General features: G+C 38.6%; 16 protein-coding genes and 1 tRNA gene. 7 read left to right on the top strand and 10 right to left on the bottom strand.

Features of this window, described 5'->3' with window-relative positions; genetic code table 11:
- Positions 1-19: 19 nt before the first annotated feature.
- Both ACJMLO_RS04795 and ACJMLO_RS04790 read left to right on the top strand, forming a co-directional pair.
- Positions 20-310: a DUF2097 domain-containing protein gene (locus tag ACJMLO_RS04795; RefSeq protein ID WP_405294442.1), complete on the top strand. Its 291-nt coding sequence runs from the start codon at positions 20-22 to the stop codon at positions 308-310.
- Positions 311-400: 90 nt separating this feature from the next.
- Positions 401-691, top strand: a complete 291-nt coding sequence (locus ACJMLO_RS04790) for a DUF2097 domain-containing protein (RefSeq protein ID WP_405294440.1) — start codon at positions 401-403, stop codon at positions 689-691.
- Here the strand turns inward: ACJMLO_RS04790 and ACJMLO_RS04785 are convergent, their stop codons facing one another.
- The 4 genes from ACJMLO_RS04785 to ACJMLO_RS04770 all read right to left on the bottom strand — a co-directional run bounded on the left by ACJMLO_RS04785 (position 692) and on the right by ACJMLO_RS04770 (position 5,385).
- Positions 692-2,371 (bottom strand): NrpR regulatory domain-containing protein, encoded by a 1,680-nt coding sequence (locus ACJMLO_RS04785; protein WP_405294438.1) that lies wholly within the window; start codon positions 2,369-2,371, stop codon positions 692-694. It lies immediately after the preceding gene.
- A gap of 39 nt (positions 2,372-2,410) precedes the next feature.
- The gene (gene glnA, locus ACJMLO_RS04780) at positions 2,411-3,766 is read right to left on the bottom strand and encodes a type I glutamate--ammonia ligase (RefSeq protein WP_405294436.1); all 1,356 of its coding nucleotides are present in this window, start codon (positions 3,764-3,766) and stop codon (positions 2,411-2,413) included.
- Between the two features lie 233 nt (positions 3,767-3,999).
- Entirely contained in the window at positions 4,000-5,166 is a 1,167-nt protein-coding gene (locus ACJMLO_RS04775) for an aldo/keto reductase (protein WP_405294434.1), read from the bottom strand.
- 109 nt (positions 5,167-5,275) lie between these two features.
- Positions 5,276-5,385, bottom strand: a tRNA-Met gene (locus tag ACJMLO_RS04770).
- A 173-nt stretch (positions 5,386-5,558) separates the two neighbouring features.
- Between ACJMLO_RS04770 and ACJMLO_RS04765 the strand changes: the two genes are divergently transcribed.
- Together ACJMLO_RS04765 and ACJMLO_RS04760 are read left to right on the top strand one after the other, a co-directional pair.
- On the top strand, positions 5,559-6,809 hold the full coding sequence (locus tag ACJMLO_RS04765) for an adenosylhomocysteinase (RefSeq protein ID WP_405294432.1): 1,251 nt from the start codon (positions 5,559-5,561) through the stop codon (positions 6,807-6,809).
- 22 nt (positions 6,810-6,831) lie between these two features.
- Positions 6,832-7,482 carry a DUF2119 domain-containing protein gene (locus tag ACJMLO_RS04760; RefSeq protein ID WP_405294430.1) on the top strand — a complete coding sequence of 217 codons (651 nt, stop codon included), beginning with the start codon at positions 6,832-6,834 and terminating at the stop codon, positions 7,480-7,482.
- Between the two features lie 240 nt (positions 7,483-7,722).
- Here the strand turns inward: ACJMLO_RS04760 and fen are convergent, their stop codons facing one another.
- The 6 genes from fen to ACJMLO_RS04730 all read right to left on the bottom strand — a co-directional run bounded on the left by fen (position 7,723) and on the right by ACJMLO_RS04730 (position 12,772).
- Positions 7,723-8,706: a flap endonuclease-1 gene (fen, locus tag ACJMLO_RS04755; RefSeq protein WP_405294428.1), complete on the bottom strand. Its 984-nt coding sequence runs from the start codon at positions 8,704-8,706 to the stop codon at positions 7,723-7,725.
- A 4-nt stretch (positions 8,707-8,710) separates the two neighbouring features.
- On the bottom strand, positions 8,711-9,268 hold the full coding sequence (locus tag ACJMLO_RS04750) for a chorismate--pyruvate lyase family protein (protein WP_405294426.1): 558 nt from the start codon (positions 9,266-9,268) through the stop codon (positions 8,711-8,713).
- 11 nt (positions 9,269-9,279) lie between these two features.
- Entirely contained in the window at positions 9,280-10,533 is a 1,254-nt protein-coding gene (hacA, locus tag ACJMLO_RS04745; RefSeq protein ID WP_405294424.1) for a homoaconitase large subunit, read from the bottom strand.
- Between the two features lie 8 nt (positions 10,534-10,541).
- Positions 10,542-11,705 carry a homocitrate synthase family protein gene (locus ACJMLO_RS04740; protein WP_405294422.1) on the bottom strand — a complete coding sequence of 388 codons (1,164 nt, stop codon included), beginning with the start codon at positions 11,703-11,705 and terminating at the stop codon, positions 10,542-10,544.
- A gap of 37 nt (positions 11,706-11,742) precedes the next feature.
- Complete coding sequence (cyaB, locus tag ACJMLO_RS04735) at positions 11,743-12,279, bottom strand: class IV adenylate cyclase (RefSeq protein WP_405294420.1); 537 nt, start codon at positions 12,277-12,279, stop codon at positions 11,743-11,745.
- Positions 12,280-12,643: 364 nt separating this feature from the next.
- Positions 12,644-12,772, bottom strand: a complete 129-nt coding sequence (locus ACJMLO_RS04730) for a hypothetical protein (protein ID WP_405294418.1) — start codon at positions 12,770-12,772, stop codon at positions 12,644-12,646.
- Positions 12,773-13,219: 447 nt separating this feature from the next.
- On the opposite strand from ACJMLO_RS04730, the gene ACJMLO_RS04725 reads away from it, so the two are divergent.
- The 3 genes from ACJMLO_RS04725 to ACJMLO_RS04715 are packed head-to-tail and all read left to right on the top strand — an operon-like array spanning position 13,220 to position 15,674.
- A complete protein-coding gene (locus tag ACJMLO_RS04725) occupies positions 13,220-13,765 on the top strand; it encodes a TATA-box-binding protein (protein ID WP_405294416.1) in 546 nt (181 codons plus the stop codon).
- 12 nt (positions 13,766-13,777) lie between these two features.
- Positions 13,778-15,469 carry a phosphoserine phosphatase SerB gene (serB, locus tag ACJMLO_RS04720; protein WP_405294414.1) on the top strand — a complete coding sequence of 564 codons (1,692 nt, stop codon included), beginning with the start codon at positions 13,778-13,780 and terminating at the stop codon, positions 15,467-15,469.
- Positions 15,470-15,512: 43 nt separating this feature from the next.
- Positions 15,513-15,674: a hypothetical protein gene (locus ACJMLO_RS04715; RefSeq protein WP_405294412.1), complete on the top strand. Its 162-nt coding sequence runs from the start codon at positions 15,513-15,515 to the stop codon at positions 15,672-15,674.
- Positions 15,675-15,703: the final 29 nt, after the last annotated feature.

Raw genomic sequence — 15,703 nt, 5'->3', positions numbered from 1 at the left:
TTTTTTAAGTTGTGGTAAAATGATAGAAGAAGTTGAAATGACCTTAGATGATGCAATTGAATATGTCAGGAACAATGTTCAGGTTAGAGACATTTTGGAAATATCCTACAGCAGAATTTTTGCTCCAGGTGAAGTTTTAGGCATTACCGAAGAGGATGAAATGACTGGAGAAGGTCTCAGAGTTGGTTTGCAGTTAACCGGTGAAATATTAAATCAATGTATTGAAGTCGATTTCAATGAGATCGGTGAGGATTTAATTGAAATGAGGCATATTCATGATGATAAAGAACTTGTAATCGAGATTCTTTAGATTCTCTTTTTTTATTGAAATTTTTTTTGTTCGTATGAATACAAACATTTATATGTTATGAAACATATTGTTATATAGGAGTTGATTATCATGAAAGAATTAAAGTTAACTACCGAACAAGCAGTGAATTACTTGAAAGAAAATGTAAAAATTCATGATAAACTGGAAATTTCATATAACAGAATTTTTGCTGAAGGTGAAGTCCTGAACGTTGATTTTTCCGAATACTTTGGCGAACCGGGATTCAAATTGCTGGTGTCCCTTGATGAAAGTGACCTGGGAGCCACTGTAGAAATAGATGTATATGAGGTTCAGGAGGACATAATAGAATTTGTTCACTATCCTAAAAATGGCGAAGATGCGGAAGTAACTGTAATCTGATTACAGCCTTTCCATTTTTTCAAAAGGAATTAGTTTTTCAATGGCCTTTACTTCAATATCTATTCCGCTTTCTTTTACAGCACCAATTGAGTTAAGCCCACCACCAGTGATGACACCAAAGTTATAGTTGTCGACCTTTGAATTATATACCAGTTCTCTAGGTTTTCCAATTTTATAGATGGAAAATCCTATGTTATTTAAGATATCCAACAGATGCACTGCCCTGTCCCTTGATACATATGGAATTTCCTTTACGCTTGCCAATATTTTATTCGGCTTGTTTCCGGTAATTGAAGTCATGTTCTTTGATAAAAAGATTTTGTGGGGATCCAGTGTTGTCCCATTGTATGAAATCAGGTCAATGAATAATGGCGGTTCTGTCAATTCCAGCAATCCACTGAATTTCGGATTGCTCATTATTCCATTGTTTATCAATATTCCATCGATACTCAAGCTGCATGTTGTGGCAATGCCCACTTTTTCATCGTTGTCCGGATGTGGAATCAGTTTGTAGAATGGATTGATGTATTTTGGATTGTTATTGTAGGCGTCTTCCATAATTGATAATGCGGAATCTAATTTGTCCCTGTTGACATAGGATACATTGGCAATTATTTCTCCCTTCTGTTTTTCAACATCAAAATTGACCTGCTGTATCAGATTCCATGATTTTGAAAGTAAAAATGGTAATTTCGGTTGTTTTTCAACTGATGGAGTCTTTAGGGGGGAGTCAATAATTTCAGTGATTGGAGACAATGTGTTGAAATTCCTTATCTCTTCAGCCAGTTTAATGTCAATATCTTCTCCCAATTCTTTTATTGCACAAAAAGGAGTTATTCCTCCAACTATGGCTATTCCAACCATTCCATCAGGAACCGGCAGACCCAATAGGTCCTGGCCCTCTTTAGATATTCCGATTACTCCTCCAATTCCAATGTTTTCCAGCTGATTTATGATGCTGAGAGTTTTTTCCTTTGCAATTCCCGGAATCAGTCTGAAGTTTGCGGGAATCAATCCGGTGCCTTTTGTAATCACATCCAAAACGGATGTTAGCTTTGAATTTGAAAATGCGTCCAGCGGGGTAACTGAAGTCTTTTTGTAGGATATGATTTCAGTGAAGTTCATTGGATGGTTGTTTTCAATTTTTAAGAGCCCTCCATATTGAGGCTGGGATGCAATTCCGTTGTTCAGGAGCACTCCATCGATTGTTGTTCCGCAAATTGTAGTGACTTCGATTTCACCGGTGTTTTTATCTTCATTTAAATTAACGTAAGGACTAACACAAAGACCACTTTTAAAAATTTCTTTCATTATATTGATCGATTCTTCATTATAAACAGTTGAGGTATTCACAACTACATTTCCTATTTGCTCCATATATAGGAAGTCAGTTAAATAAATCATTTCTTCAAATTTTGAATAAATGAAATCCACCTGGTCATATATCAATCCCTTTTCAAGCTTTTCAAGACCCAAATCAGTAATTACTCTTCCTGAATATCCCTTTCTTTCGGTATATCCCTTTTCATCTAAAATCTGCATATGGTATCTTACTGCACGCTCACCCAAGTTAAAACCTTTCTCCTTTAACTCATCAGCTATTAGTTTGGATCCTATAGGTTTTTCCTGTTTTGCAAGTATTCTTAGAATTTCAATGATTCGGGATTCTGATTCTGACATGAAAAGCCCCATATAAAAATAAAAAATAAATATTTAGATTTAAATATCTAAATACTTTCTTTGTTCGTATCCAAATACCTGAACACGATATTCGTCCCATTCCTGATATTTAAGCTCGAGGAACTTTTCGCTGACATGAGGTCCAAGGGCATTCAATATCAGCGGGTCCTTTTCAAGGGAATGGTAAGCTTCCCATAAGCTGGTAGGTAACACTTCAATTCCTGCAGCTTCACGCTCTTCCTCGCTCATGCTGTAAATGTCGGCTTCAACAGGTTCTCCAGGGTCGATTTTGTTTACAATACCGTCAATACCTGCTTCTAACATTACTGTAAATGCAAGGTATGGGTTACATGCAGGGTCTGGGGACCTGTATTCGATACGGGTTGCCTTTCCGCGTGCTGCCGGAACTCTGATTAGGGCAGACCTGTTTCTAAAACCATATGCCATGTATACTGGAGCTTCGTAACCTGGCACCAGACGTTTGTATGAGTTGACGATAGGATTTGTAATGGCTGTTACTGCTGGAGCGTGTTTGAGTAATCCTCCCATAAAGTGAAGCGCATCACTTGAAAGGCCGGTTTCTGAATCCGGATCTGAGAAAAGGTTTTTATCTCCCTTGAATACTGACTGGTGACAGTGCATTCCACTTCCGCTCACGCCAAAGAACGGTTTTGGCATGAATGTTACCCTGTAATCCATCTGGTCAAAGGTAGCCATATTGTCTACGATAGCCTTGATTGCCTGTTTGAATGTGATTACTGCATCGGCAGTCTTGAGAGCGTCCTTGAATTTGAATGCGATTTCGTTTTGACCCGGTGCCACTTCGTGGTGAGATGCTTCCACTTCAAAGTCAAGGTCTTCCAGGTTTAGAGTTAGCTCTCTTCTAAAATCAGGGCCCTTGTCCAAAGGTTCCACATCAAAGTATCCTGCGTTATCGTATGGCATCGGATATCCGTTTTCATCAATATCGACAATGAAGAATTCCGGTTCTGGTCCTATGTTGTATTGAAGGCCCATATCTGCAAGTTTTGCAAGGGATTTTTTAAGCACTCCTCTTGGATCGCCTAAAAACGGTTCATGGTCTGCGGTCCATACGTCACAAATGAATCTGCATGTTGCGGATTCTTCAGGTCTCCATGAAAGCCTTGAATATGTATTGATGTCAGGTTTCAATACAAGGTCACTTTCATTGATTCCAACAAATCCTGCAATGGATGATCCGTCAAACAGCATTCCTTCATTAAATAGTTCACTCATGTCTTCTCCGTTAAATGGAATGACAATAGTTTTTACGGTACCGTTAATGTCAACAAATTGCAAACGGATGAACTTGATGTTGTCCTCTCTCATTTTTTCTGCTACAGCTTGAATCTTTTCTTCTGGAATATCACTCATCTTCATGGCTCCAATATTTTATAGTCGGAAAACATTTTCCTATTGAAAATATATTTCCTTTTTGTAGTATATAAACTTTAATATATGATTTTTAGTATAGTTATGTGTAAGTTTTATTTTTTTTTACTGAAAATTGTTTTAATGATTTCAAGAATTGATATATTTTTGTTCAATATGTATAAAAAAAGAATAGGTAATTTGACCCAATGTTTAAATTCCATTTGGGATTCCGATTAAAAGTGGTCAAATTCGTCTCCGAAGTATTCGTATACCTTTTCAAGCTCTTCAGGAATATTCAGAGTTTGTGTACAAAATGGTATGCATTCTCCACAGTCAACACAGTTTTCAGCCCTTGCATCCTCATCAATCAATGAGAAATATTGCATGGCGCTGGCTTTGGGGTTCTGCATCATGTGTGCAATGTTGTATTCGGTCAGACAGTTGATGATGTCAACTCCATGAGGGCACGGCATGCAATACCCGCAGCGGGTACACCTATTGCCCAGAAAGGTTCTGTAGGTTCTTGCTACTTCCCGTATCAGCTCTTGGTCATTTTCTGAAATGATGTCTTGTCTTGAAGCTATTTCTATATTTTGCCTGACCTGTTCAAAGCTTGTCATGCCGCTGAAAACACAATCAACATCGTCACGGTTCCACAGGTATTGGAGGGCCCACTCGACTGGTGTTCTTTTGGTTTCGGCCATGTCCCACAGCTTCTGCACCTTGTCGGGAATGTTTTGAACAAGCCTTCCGCCTCTTAGGGGTTCCATTATCATGCTTCCCACATTGATCTGCTTTAGATACTCAAGGCCCATGACTCCGGACTGATAGTATTCATCCAGATAGTTCATCTGGGTCATGACAACTTCCCATTTTGGATATTCGTCAAGTATTTCAATGAGATAGTCAACCTCAATATGTGATGAAAATCCGACATGTCTTATCTTGCCTGAAGCCAGACAGTCATCAAGAAAATCCAGGACATCCAGTGAATTGACTCTGTTCCAGTCGGGGACGGTCATGGAGTGGAGCAGATAAACGTCAATGTAGTCTGTTTGAAGTTTGCTGAGCTGTATGTCAAGATAATGTTCAAAGTCAGAGTGCTTTTCCATCAGCCATGAAGGCGATTTTGTCTGCAGGATTATCTCATCTCTCAGGCCGTTTTCACTAAGAAAGCTTCCTAGAAATTTTTCGCTGTTTCCGTCGCCGTCCAATCCTACGCTATGGTATGGATATGCGGTATCGATTATGTTGATTCCGTTTTCAATTCCGTATGTAAGCATTTTTGACGCTTCGGCCTCATCAATATCAGCATTATTAGCTTTTGTTGGAAGTCTCATTGTCCCAAAACCCAGTCTTGAAACCTTGAGATTGCTTTTTCCAAGTGTGTTGTATATCATTTCAAATCCTCAAATGCTAATTTGTTAAAAAAAGTATAAAATTGTTATGATTTGTATAAATTGCCTTAAAAAAATAGTATTTAGATGGAAATATTCCTGGGATTTAGGATGCCGGGGGCGGGATTCGAACCCGCGATCTCACGGTATCCCAGGAATAAGCTAGAGCACTGCTTTATTACCCTATGAGCCGTGCGCTCTAACCAGCTGAGCCACCCCGGCATCTAACAAATATATGTATTTTTATCATTACATTTAAAGTTTTTGTTTTTTAGGGTTTTTTTGAGGTTGTTTCAATTTTTGTCAAAATATTTTTTTTCAAGTCTAAAAAAGTTATATTTAATAACTGCTAAGTTCAAAAAAATAACATTAACAATTTTTAACTTGATGATATTATGAGTAAAGTAAAAGACATGTCACTTGCACCTGAAGGTGTAAGAAAAATAGAATGGGTTCAAAAACACATGCCTGTTTTGGAACACATCAAACAAGATTATCTGGAAACTCAACCGTTCAAAGGAATAACTATCGGGTCCTGCTTGCATTTGGAACCTAAAACCATCAATTTAGGTTTGACTTTGATGGCAGGTGGGGCTGAAGTGGCGATGACCGGATGCAATCCGCTTTCCACTCACGACGATGCAGTTGCAGGAGCGGCTGATTTGGGCCTTAACGTTTACGGTTGGAGAGAACAGGACGATGAGGAATATTACCAAACCATTAACATGGTTCTTGATCACAAGCCTGACATAATCATCGACGATGGAGCGGACATGATTATGGTTCTTCACAATGAAAGAACAGAGCTCCTAAAACATATCAAAGGAGCATGTGAAGAAACCACAACCGGTGTGCACAGACTTCAGGCAATGCACGCTGACGGAGCATTGAAATTCCCTGTAATTGCCGTTAATGACGCTTACACAAAATACCTGTTCGACAACCGTTACGGTACCGGACAGTCAAGTTTCGATGCAATCATGGGAACAACTAACATGGTAATTGCAGGAAAGACTGTTGTTGTCTGCGGTTACGGATGGTGTGGAAGAGGACTTGCGCTTAGAGCAGCAGGTTTAGGTGCTGATGTAATAGTAACTGAAGTTGATCCTATCCGTGCTTTGGAAGCACGTATGGACGGATACCGCGTAATGACCATCAGGGAAGCGGTAAAACAAGCTGACTTAATCATAACTGTAACCGGAAATGCAGACATCATCTGCGGTGATGACTTCAAATACATGAAGGACGGATGTATGCTTGCAAATTCCGGACACTTCAATGTTGAAATCAACCGTCCTGATTTGGAGGCCATTTCAACTGGTGTTAAGGAAGTGCGCGAAAGTATTGAGGAATTCACCACAAAAGACGGTCGCAAAATCTACCTGTTGGCAGACGGTCGTTTGGTAAACCTTTCTGCAGCACGAGGACAGGGCCACCCTGCTGAAATCATGGACATGAGCTTTGCCGTACAGGCGCTGTCAGCTAAACACATTCTTGAAAACGATTTGCCTGTTGGCGTAACCAAGGCTCCTGATGAAATCGACTACACCGTAGCAAGCATGAAACTGAAAGCTATGGGAATTGAAATCGACTCATTAACCGATAAGCAAAAAGCCTATATGGCCAATTGGCAGGAAGGAACATAAATTCCTTCTAATACTTTTTTTTATGTCTTATTTTCGCTATGTCGATAATGGAAGTGGACCTACCAAACTCTTCATTGGGGGAGTCCATGGAAATGAGGGCGTAACATCTCTTGAATTCATTAAAGGGATTAATCAGGAGGATCTGTCGCCCGGACAGTTCTATTTTTATAATTTTGATAAAACTCCTTATATCTCCACAATCAGGAAGGAATATTATGAGTCTCCGTTGGGCTTGAAGATTCTTGATTTGATTGAGGAGTTAAGGCCTGATTTCTACACTGAACTGCACTGCTACAATCTGAAAAACTATGAAAGGCTGACTTCAATGGAAAGGTATAGGCAAACCGGAATTCCTCCATTGATTAAACTTGGAAATCATGTGCTTGTTTCGTCTGTATCTCCTTTAATTCGAATGACTTATTTTACAACCGATACCGTCTGCAAGACATTGGAAATTCCATGCTTTGAAAAATTGACTCCGGAAATCATTGAAAAGTACGATTTTGATAAGGGCCTTGCCTGCAGAACTTATGAAGACCTGCTTAAGCTGATTTTGATATCCCCTTCACGAAAGCATTTCGAAAGTGAAATGATGATAAGATACAAAGAGCAGGTGTTCCTGGCAATGGAATATGCAAAAAAAGTTTTCGGCGAAGATTTTCCGCCTTATTAGATATTGATGGCTTCTGGGTTTTGTGGTGGTGAGAAACCATCAACACCTGGGATTCTATGAATATATTGAATAAAGTAATAGCCTTCCTTGTCCCCTTGACATTCGCTATCTTAAAGTGTTTTAATACAATCTGGGGTGTGTGGTGGTAGATTGTATTTTGTGTATCCAATATTTTGAATCCATTTAAATATATTATTATAAGTAGTATATAAACTAATGCATAATGCATGTTATATTATACTAAAACCAGGCGTCAAGACTGCCTTGGGATGAATTCAGATTTTTTAGCTTGTCTGATGCTTTAGCTACACGCTCTTCTGAGAATCCATGCTGATAGCTTAAAAATTCGATTATTTTATCCGGCTGAGGCTTTTCCCATTTGATTTTATAATCGGTATTCACGTTATGCTTCAGGAATATATCGCGAACTTCACCGAGGTCATGGCTTGACTGGCTTTGAAGCTCATCTATTTTTTCCTTAAGTTTGCCGTTGTGAGCTAATTTAAGAGCTGTTTTAGCGCCGATTCCCTTGAGTCCTTCACAAAAGTCGGTTCCAATTAGGATTCCCATGTCAACCAGCTGTTCTCTTGTGATGTCCAACTGCTTGAGGACCCGGTCCAGCTGGTAGTATTCAAGGTTTCCAAGGTTTGATGAAACTGCAAGGTTTCTGACAACCCTTTTTGCACCGAACAGAAGACAGTCATAGTCCTGTGATGCGACAGCATAGGCATCACCGTTTGCAACAAGATATGCGGCCTGAGCTTCACCTTCTCCCTTGGCCTCAACATAAGGTATTCCCATATATGTAAGAAGCTTTTTTGATGACTCTATGATTTCGGGAGATAGCTTGGATGACCTCATTGCAAATTTGCGGGCCTTTTCCGTGTCTCCTTCAGCCAGTGCCTCCTTGTAAATCTGTTCGGCTTCATCCCTGACTTCTCTCCTTTTTGCCTGTGTTTCACTTTTAAGTTCAGGCGCCTTGCCGTCAAAGATATAGATTGGCTTTATGTCCTTTTCAATCATTGAGGAGTTCCTGTATAGGATTCCGCTTAAGTGTGAGGTTATGTTGCCGTTTTCATCAGTCAAAGGCCTTCCATCCCGCTGTCTGATTGTTGATAGGAACTGATAAAGGGTATTGAATGCATCTATTGAAACCACTCTTCCTTCCAGATCCTTAAAGCCTATTGTTTCCGGTTCCACAATATCCTTAAGCTTGACACCCATCCAATCACCTGAAATGAGATATTGGAAATACCTCTTTAATCCACATGAGTATTTCGTCATTGTTGATTATGACATAATCCCTTGCGAGCATATCCTCATCTGTCTTGAAAATCTCCTTTAGAAGGGCATTAGGCTTTTCAATCCAGATGTTTTTGATTTCACGACGGGATTCGATACTGTAATTTTTTAGGATTCTGCCGATCGGTATGTCTGCCCTTACCAAATCCGCACAGATGTCCTTTGAGCATCTTCCTAATGGAATATGTGATATGGCATATATCAAAGGTTTTCCGTTCCTGTGCATTATTACTTCCCTGAAATTGATTTCCTCACCCTCATTGATGTTTAGCAGTTCTGCATGCTCCTTGTCTGCAACATCAAAATGCTGTTCGATGGTTGTGAGGGAAATTTTGCCGAAAAGCACATCCAAAATGGCTGTAACGGACCCGTCTGTTGTCAGAAGAATTTTTTGAGCATGTGAAAATTCCTCATCGTTTTCCTCTTCTAATTTGTTGATTTTATCAATTAGACTTCTGTTTGCTTCGTTTTTATCAATGGTCATATTTTTTACACCTATATGTCTTTAGGATTTGTAAGGACTCCGGTCAGTGCGGAGGCCGCAACGACCTTGGAGTTGGATAAGTATACTTCGGATTTGGGATCTCCCATCCTGCCCTTAAAGTTACGGTTTGTAGTGGAAATGCAGGATTCCCCTTCTGAGAGAACTCCCATATGCCCTCCAAGACAAGGTCCGCAGCCGGGATTGCAGATGATCGCTCCGGCGTCAATGAAGGTATCGATGTATCCCAGATGAATGGCCTGCTTGTAGATTTCCCTGGAAGCAGGTAAGATTAATAGTCTGATGCTGTCGTCGATTTTTCTGCCTTTCAGTATTTTGGCGGCATCCTTCAAATCAGACAGCCTGCCGTTGGTACATGACCCGATCAGGCACTGGTCGACTGATGTGCCTTCAATCTTTGAGATGTCCTTGACATTGTCAACGTCATTCGGACAGGCGATTTGAGGCTCCAGATCGCTGATGTCAAAGTCAAGCTCCTTTTGATAAACCGCATCCTCATCTGATTTTACTATGTTCAGCTGTGAAGGGCTTTTGTTTGTTCTTTTTGCGATATAATCGATGACTTCCTTATTCGGTTCCATTATGCCATTCTTTGCACCCATTTCAATTGCCATATTGCACATTGTTGCTCTGCCTTCAACGCCCATCTTCTCTATTGTCTCGCCGCAGAATTCGGCGGTCTTGTAGGTTGCACCGGCGATTCCTATGCTTCCGATAATGTTTAAGATGATGTCCTTTGGTGCAATGTATTCATTCAGCTGTCCGGTAACGTTCATCCTAATTGCTTCAGGCACCATAAACCATGTCTTTCCGGTTGCCCAAACCATTGCAAGGTCAGTTGCACCCATGCCTGTTGAAAATGCTCCGAAGGCACCATAGGTACATGTATGTGAATCGGCACCGACAACAACCATGCCGGGTTCCACAAGACCCATTTCAGGCACTACCTGATGGCAGATTCCTTCGCCGTGAATGAAGTTTTTAGTGATATTCTGCTTTTCGATAAACTGGCGGCATACCTTCTGAAATTCAGCAGATCCTATGGTGTTTGCAGGAACGTTATGGTCGAAGATAATGGCTATCCTTTCAGGATCCCACACCTTGTCGGTTATCTTTTCAAATGTCTTGATTGCAGGCGGGCTTGTTCCGTCATGGGACATTGCAAGGTCGACTGGGATTTCTATAATCTCTCCTGGACTTACCTCATGGCCTGCCTTTGCGGATAATATCTTTTCAGTAATGTTCATAATCTTGCCTATTTTTTAGTATTCTTAACGATTTCCTTGAAAACCCTATCGTTAATGTATTTTCCTTCTTCTCTTTGTTTTTTAACTTGCCTTACGATTTCAATTAGCTCATCATCGCTCACGTCAAGTTCACATTCGTTCAATTTGGCTCTAACAGCTCTGCAGCCTGAATGCTTTCCGAGCACCAGTTGACGTTTCTGGCCCACAAGCTCGGGAACGTAAGGCTCATAGCATAAAGGCTCTTCGATGACCGCATCAACATGGATTCCTGATTCGTGTCTGAATACGTTGTTTCCGACAACGGGCTTGTTGTATGGAATAGGAAGTCCGCTGGCTTTTGAGACGAGATTTGACAGTTCGGTAATGTATTTTGTCTTGAATCCATAGTCCTTCCCGTATAGGATTTTTATGGCCATGATAAGCTCTTCAAGTGATGCGTTACCTGCCCTCTCACCGATACCATTGACAGTGGTTGAGATTCCCTTGGCCCCTGCCAGGACACCTGTTATGGAGTTGATCACGGCAAGGCCGAAGTCATTGTGGCAGTGAAGGGCAATGTTTACATCAATGTCCTTTACGAGTTCACGAACCATATAGTCAATTCCTTGGGGTGTGATTGCACCTGTGGTGTCTGCAATGTGAACCCTGTCCGCTCCACACTCTTCAGCTTTTGAGTAGATTCTCTTTAAAAACTCAATATCTGTTCTTGTAGCGTCTTCTGCTGAAAATGCAACATACAAACCATGGTCTTTGGCGTAATCGACTGCGGTTTCACACAGGTTGATTGCGTCCTGTCTTGTAATGTGCATCTTGTGGTCGAGATGGATATCTGATGTTCCAACAAAAGTTATGATACCATCAACGTCACAGTCAAGAGCGGCATCAATGTCTTCCGGTTTTGTTCTTGTAAGGGCTATGATGTCAGCGTCAAATCCTTCGCCTGCTATTGTTTTTACAGATTCCCTTTCCCTTTGTGAAACAATCGGAAATCCGGCTTCAATCTGATGGATTTTAAACTGATCCAACTTTCTTGCTATCTCTAATTTGTCGTTAAGGCTAAAACAAACCTCAGGGGTCTGCTCTCCGTCCCTTAGGGTTGTATCATATATTATTAAATCATCTGGAAATTTCAATTCAGATTCTTTGTTATAATGACTAATAAAATATTGCAAAATATCACTTCGTTAATTTAATATATAATATTAACATTTAGTCATTATTTAAGTTTTCTAAAAGTTCCATATAGGAAGTTCTCTCAAAACCGTCTGTAATCCCCAATCTTTCAAAAAGTTTGAAAATTTTATCCTGGGCGGTGCTGTAATCCTGGCTGTCATCTAAAGCAATTTCTATTTCCATATATGGATTCAAGCCTTCAACGTCATCAAGTGAGATTTCAAAATTTTCATAGGTGTAGTACTGTCGGTTTTTCCTGACGGTTCTTGCGGCTCTGAAACCCACTTCCTCAAATATGTCTTTAGCTTTTTGTGCACTTTCAATGGCCATTTCAACTTCCTTTCTTGTTTTTGCCTTGTCGTTGAGTTTGGGGCCCTTATAGGTTATGAAAGTGTTGTTGTCTGTGGTTCTTATCCTCAAGGCCTCATCTGTCTTTGCAAAATCAACGATCGGGCTTGCAAAATAGATGTCCTCCTGAAATTCCCTTTTGCTTTTGACTGCGCCAAGCTTTTCTAGTTTTTCTTCCATTTCCTTAAAGCTATCGATTCTAGCTTTGACTTCAACTTCTATCATGGTAATCAGTTTAACTTTTGTTGGTGTTAGTTGTTATATATATCTAAATCCTGCAATGCAATTATTTCACATTATCAGCCAAAGAAAATTGATAAGTCTGTATCTTCATCCAATCTTGGCATTATTTTGAGTTTATCGCTCACATAGTTCTGCAATAACTCAAATTTATTTTTTAAAATGCTCATGTCCATATTTTTTAATTCATTAGGGGATAAATCATTTTTAAAGTATTCTTCTTCTATAGTTTCAGCATATTCATATAATTTATTTTTGTTTCGTCATCTGAAACTTCTTGCTTAAAACCAATCTGAAATAATCCAATGTTGCTAAAATGAACAGTCTATTTGTTGAAATTTCAAATGTTTCAAAAAACCTTATTAAATCCTTGAGCTTTATCCCTGACTATTTTTTCACTGAAATCCTTTTCGTCGTTAAATGGCAAGGTTTCTTTCATTGAATTTAAAAAATATGCAAGTTCGTTTAATTTACTCATATAAATCACACTTTTGATATTGATTAATTTCACATTGTGGTGTTGTTTGGTTCTTTGTAATCTATTCTATATAGGTTTTAAGTTTAATTTAAAGTCAATTTTACACATTTGGAGCAATTTAACAAAGTGAGAACAACATTATTTTGAACTTTTCTTCATTGCCTTAATAAGCAAATCTACTTATCTATTTTTAGTGAAATAATACTGAAATGTAGTAAAGTTTATAAATAACTTATTTCAATACAAGATTTTCATTTTTATTTATAAAGGGTTTCCCATTTCAAAAATTTAATATTTTTAATTTTTTTAAAATTTTTCATAAATTTTCAAATAATCACTACCTTTATATACTATTTAAATAATATATTTAATTAGTAAAAATTTAACTAATTTTTTGTTTTCTTAAATTTTACTTACTACTTTTAAAAACGAATTGGAGGTTTTAAATTGACCGATGTTGAAATTAAAATTGAAAACATTGTTGCTTCTGCAAGCATTGGTAAGGATATCGTCTTAACTGAAGTATCCGAAGCTTTAGAAGGGGTTAATTTTAATCGTGAACAGTTTCCGGGATTAGTTTTTAAACTTAAAGATCCTAAAACAGCAGCATTAATCTTTAGCTCTGGTAAGCTTGTTTGTACTGGAGCGAAATCTATAGATGATTCCAAATTGGCAATCAAGAAAACTGTAGATTTAATGAGGACTATCGATACTGAAATTCCTCATGAGTTTGATATTAAAATTCAAAACATTGTGGCTTCTGCGAATTTGGAATCCACACTAAACTTAGAAGCGGTCGCTTTGGAATTGGAAGATACTGAATACGAACCTGAACAGTTCCCTGGTTTAGTATACAGATTATCCGACCCTAAAGTGGTACTGTTATTATTTGGTTCTGGTAAGGTAGTTTGTACCGGCGCTAAAACCAAAAGTGACGCTAAATTAGGCGTCGAAAGAGCTTACGATAGATTAAGTGAGCTAGATTTAATATAATTGGTGGTATTATTGATTAAACTTGTAGTATTTGACTTAGATAACGTTATTATTGATGGTGAAGCGATAGATGAGATAGGAAAATTAGCAAATGTTGAAGACGACATAGCTGAAATCACTGAAAAAGCTATGCAAGGTGAAATTGACTTTGAAACTTCTATTAAGGATAGAGTTCAACTTCTTGAAGGAACTTCAATTGAAGACATCGAGAAAGTTGCTGATGATCTCCCATTAATGCCTGGAGCTTGCAAAACCATCAAATGTCTAAAAGATAAAGGTGTAGATGTAGCTATCATTAGTGGTAGTTTTGATGTAGTGGCTGATAAAGTAACTGATAAACTTGGAGTTGACACAGTTTATACTAATAGTTTCACAGTCGAAGATGGTAAATTAACTGGCGAAGTGACTGGTCCATTAGTATCCGGTTCCAAACTGGATGTCTTAAAAGACCATGTCGAAGAAGCAGGAATTACTTTGGATGAAGTAGTTGCTGTTGGAGATGGCGCAAATGACATTTCCATGATTGAATCAGCAGGCTGCGGAATTGCATTCAATGCAAAAGATTCCGTTAAAGAAATTGCTGATATTGTAGTAGAAGAAAAAGACTTGTGCAAAGTCTTATGTGAAATTATTGATCAATTAACCACTGATGATGCTGAAGAAGAGACTGTTGAAGAAGTAGAAGCTCAAGAAGCTGAAGACGTAGCTGAAGAAGAAGTTCAAGATGCTGAAGCTGTTGAAGATGAAGCTGAAACTGAAGAAGCTGCTGAGGAAGAAGAAGCAGAAGAGGCTGAAGTTGAAGAAGCTGCTGAGGAAGATGAAGCTGAAGATGCTGCTGAAGAAGCTGAAGAAGAAAAACCTGAATTTGTTCTCGCAGACACCATTGAAGGTGTAAGAAAACAAAAAGATGAAAAAGAAGCTGAAATCGCCAAAGTTGCTGAAGAAAGAGAAGAATTCAACAAAACAGCAAGGGAACAACGCAAAATCAGAGATGAATTGAATGCATCCTTAAAAGAAAACTTAAACAAAGCTATTGAGTACAGAAACGAGCGTAATGAAATCAACAAAGAAGTTGAAGCTGCTAAAAAAGCTCGTAACGATGCAAACAATAAAATCAAAAGTCTTGAATGGAATTCCGGTAAACGCAACAAAGTAAAAATCGAAAACGAGATTAAAAAGATTGACAAAATCATTGAAACTCGTGTTCTCGATATCAAAAAAGAAAATCAGCTCGTTAAAAATGCTAACGACTTAAGAAAACAATTAATGGAAATTCATGAAGACGAAAGTGTTAAAGCTGAAGCTGACGAGTTAAGGAAAAAGTCCGAAGAGGAACATGAAAAAGTCATTGAACTTTCCGAAAAAGCTCAAGCGGCTCATGAAGAAATGCTTAAATACTTCAGAAAAACTGATGACATTAGAACTGCTGCTGATGAAGCACATAAAAACTTCATTGAAGCACGCAGAAATGCATCCGCTAAACATGAAGAATTTAAAGAAATCTTAAGTGACATCCATGTTATCAACAAGAAGTTAGGTTCCAACAAACCTAAACGCAGAAAATCCGATAACAAAGGATCTTCTGGTTCCAACAAAAACCGTGAAGAAAAACAGAGAGCTCAAGAAATCTTCGAAAAATTCAAACAAGGTGGAAAAGTCTCTACCGAAGAGATTTTACTCCTGCAAAAATACAATATAGGTTAAATTCATTTAACCTAACCATTTTCTTTTTTTTTAAGGTTTTAGCATGTCAGAAGAAAAAATAGAAACCTGCTTTATCTGCGGTAAAAAATTTGACATGAACAAGGCAGACCTTGGTTATTATCGTAACGGCCAGTTTCCGATTTGTGATTTCTGCGCTGACTTTTACCGTTTTTACAATGAAGACTTGACTGCCAAAAAAGAATAGTTTCCTTTTTTTACTTTCCCTATTTTTAC

Origin of the sequence: Methanobrevibacter sp., from assembly GCF_045120835.1 — an archaeon.
Classification (GTDB): Archaea; Methanobacteriota; Methanobacteria; order Methanobacteriales; family Methanobacteriaceae; genus Methanocatella.
Note: the sequence above shows the minus strand (reverse complement) of the source record. Positions and strands in the feature narration are given on the sequence as shown.

What these genes read in the sequence shown, in the direction of transcription:
- ACJMLO_RS04795 (WP_405294442.1), top strand. Translation starts at nt 20, where the DNA reads ATGATAGAAGAAGTTGAAATGACCTTAGATGATGCAATTGAATATGTC.
- ACJMLO_RS04790 (WP_405294440.1), top strand. Translation starts at nt 401, where the DNA reads ATGAAAGAATTAAAGTTAACTACCGAACAAGCAGTGAATTACTTGAAA.
- ACJMLO_RS04785 (WP_405294438.1), bottom strand. Translation starts at nt 2,371, where the DNA reads ATGTCAGAATCAGAATCCCGAATCATTGAAATTCTAAGAATACTTGCA.
- glnA (WP_405294436.1), bottom strand. Translation starts at nt 3,766, where the DNA reads ATGAGTGATATTCCAGAAGAAAAGATTCAAGCTGTAGCAGAAAAAATG.
- ACJMLO_RS04775 (WP_405294434.1), bottom strand. Translation starts at nt 5,166, where the DNA reads ATGATATACAACACACTTGGAAAAAGCAATCTCAAGGTTTCAAGACTG.
- ACJMLO_RS04765 (WP_405294432.1), top strand. Translation starts at nt 5,559, where the DNA reads ATGAGTAAAGTAAAAGACATGTCACTTGCACCTGAAGGTGTAAGAAAA.
- ACJMLO_RS04760 (WP_405294430.1), top strand. Translation starts at nt 6,832, where the DNA reads ATGTCTTATTTTCGCTATGTCGATAATGGAAGTGGACCTACCAAACTC.
- fen (WP_405294428.1), bottom strand. Translation starts at nt 8,706, where the DNA reads ATGGGTGTCAAGCTTAAGGATATTGTGGAACCGGAAACAATAGGCTTT.
- ACJMLO_RS04750 (WP_405294426.1), bottom strand. Translation starts at nt 9,268, where the DNA reads ATGACCATTGATAAAAACGAAGCAAACAGAAGTCTAATTGATAAAATC.
- hacA (WP_405294424.1), bottom strand. Translation starts at nt 10,533, where the DNA reads ATGAACATTACTGAAAAGATATTATCCGCAAAGGCAGGCCATGAGGTA.
- cyaB (WP_405294420.1), bottom strand. Translation starts at nt 12,279, where the DNA reads ATGATAGAAGTTGAAGTCAAAGCTAGAATCGATAGCTTTAAGGAAATG.
- ACJMLO_RS04730 (WP_405294418.1), bottom strand. Translation starts at nt 12,772, where the DNA reads ATGAGTAAATTAAACGAACTTGCATATTTTTTAAATTCAATGAAAGAA.
- ACJMLO_RS04715 (WP_405294412.1), top strand. Translation starts at nt 15,513, where the DNA reads ATGTCAGAAGAAAAAATAGAAACCTGCTTTATCTGCGGTAAAAAATTT.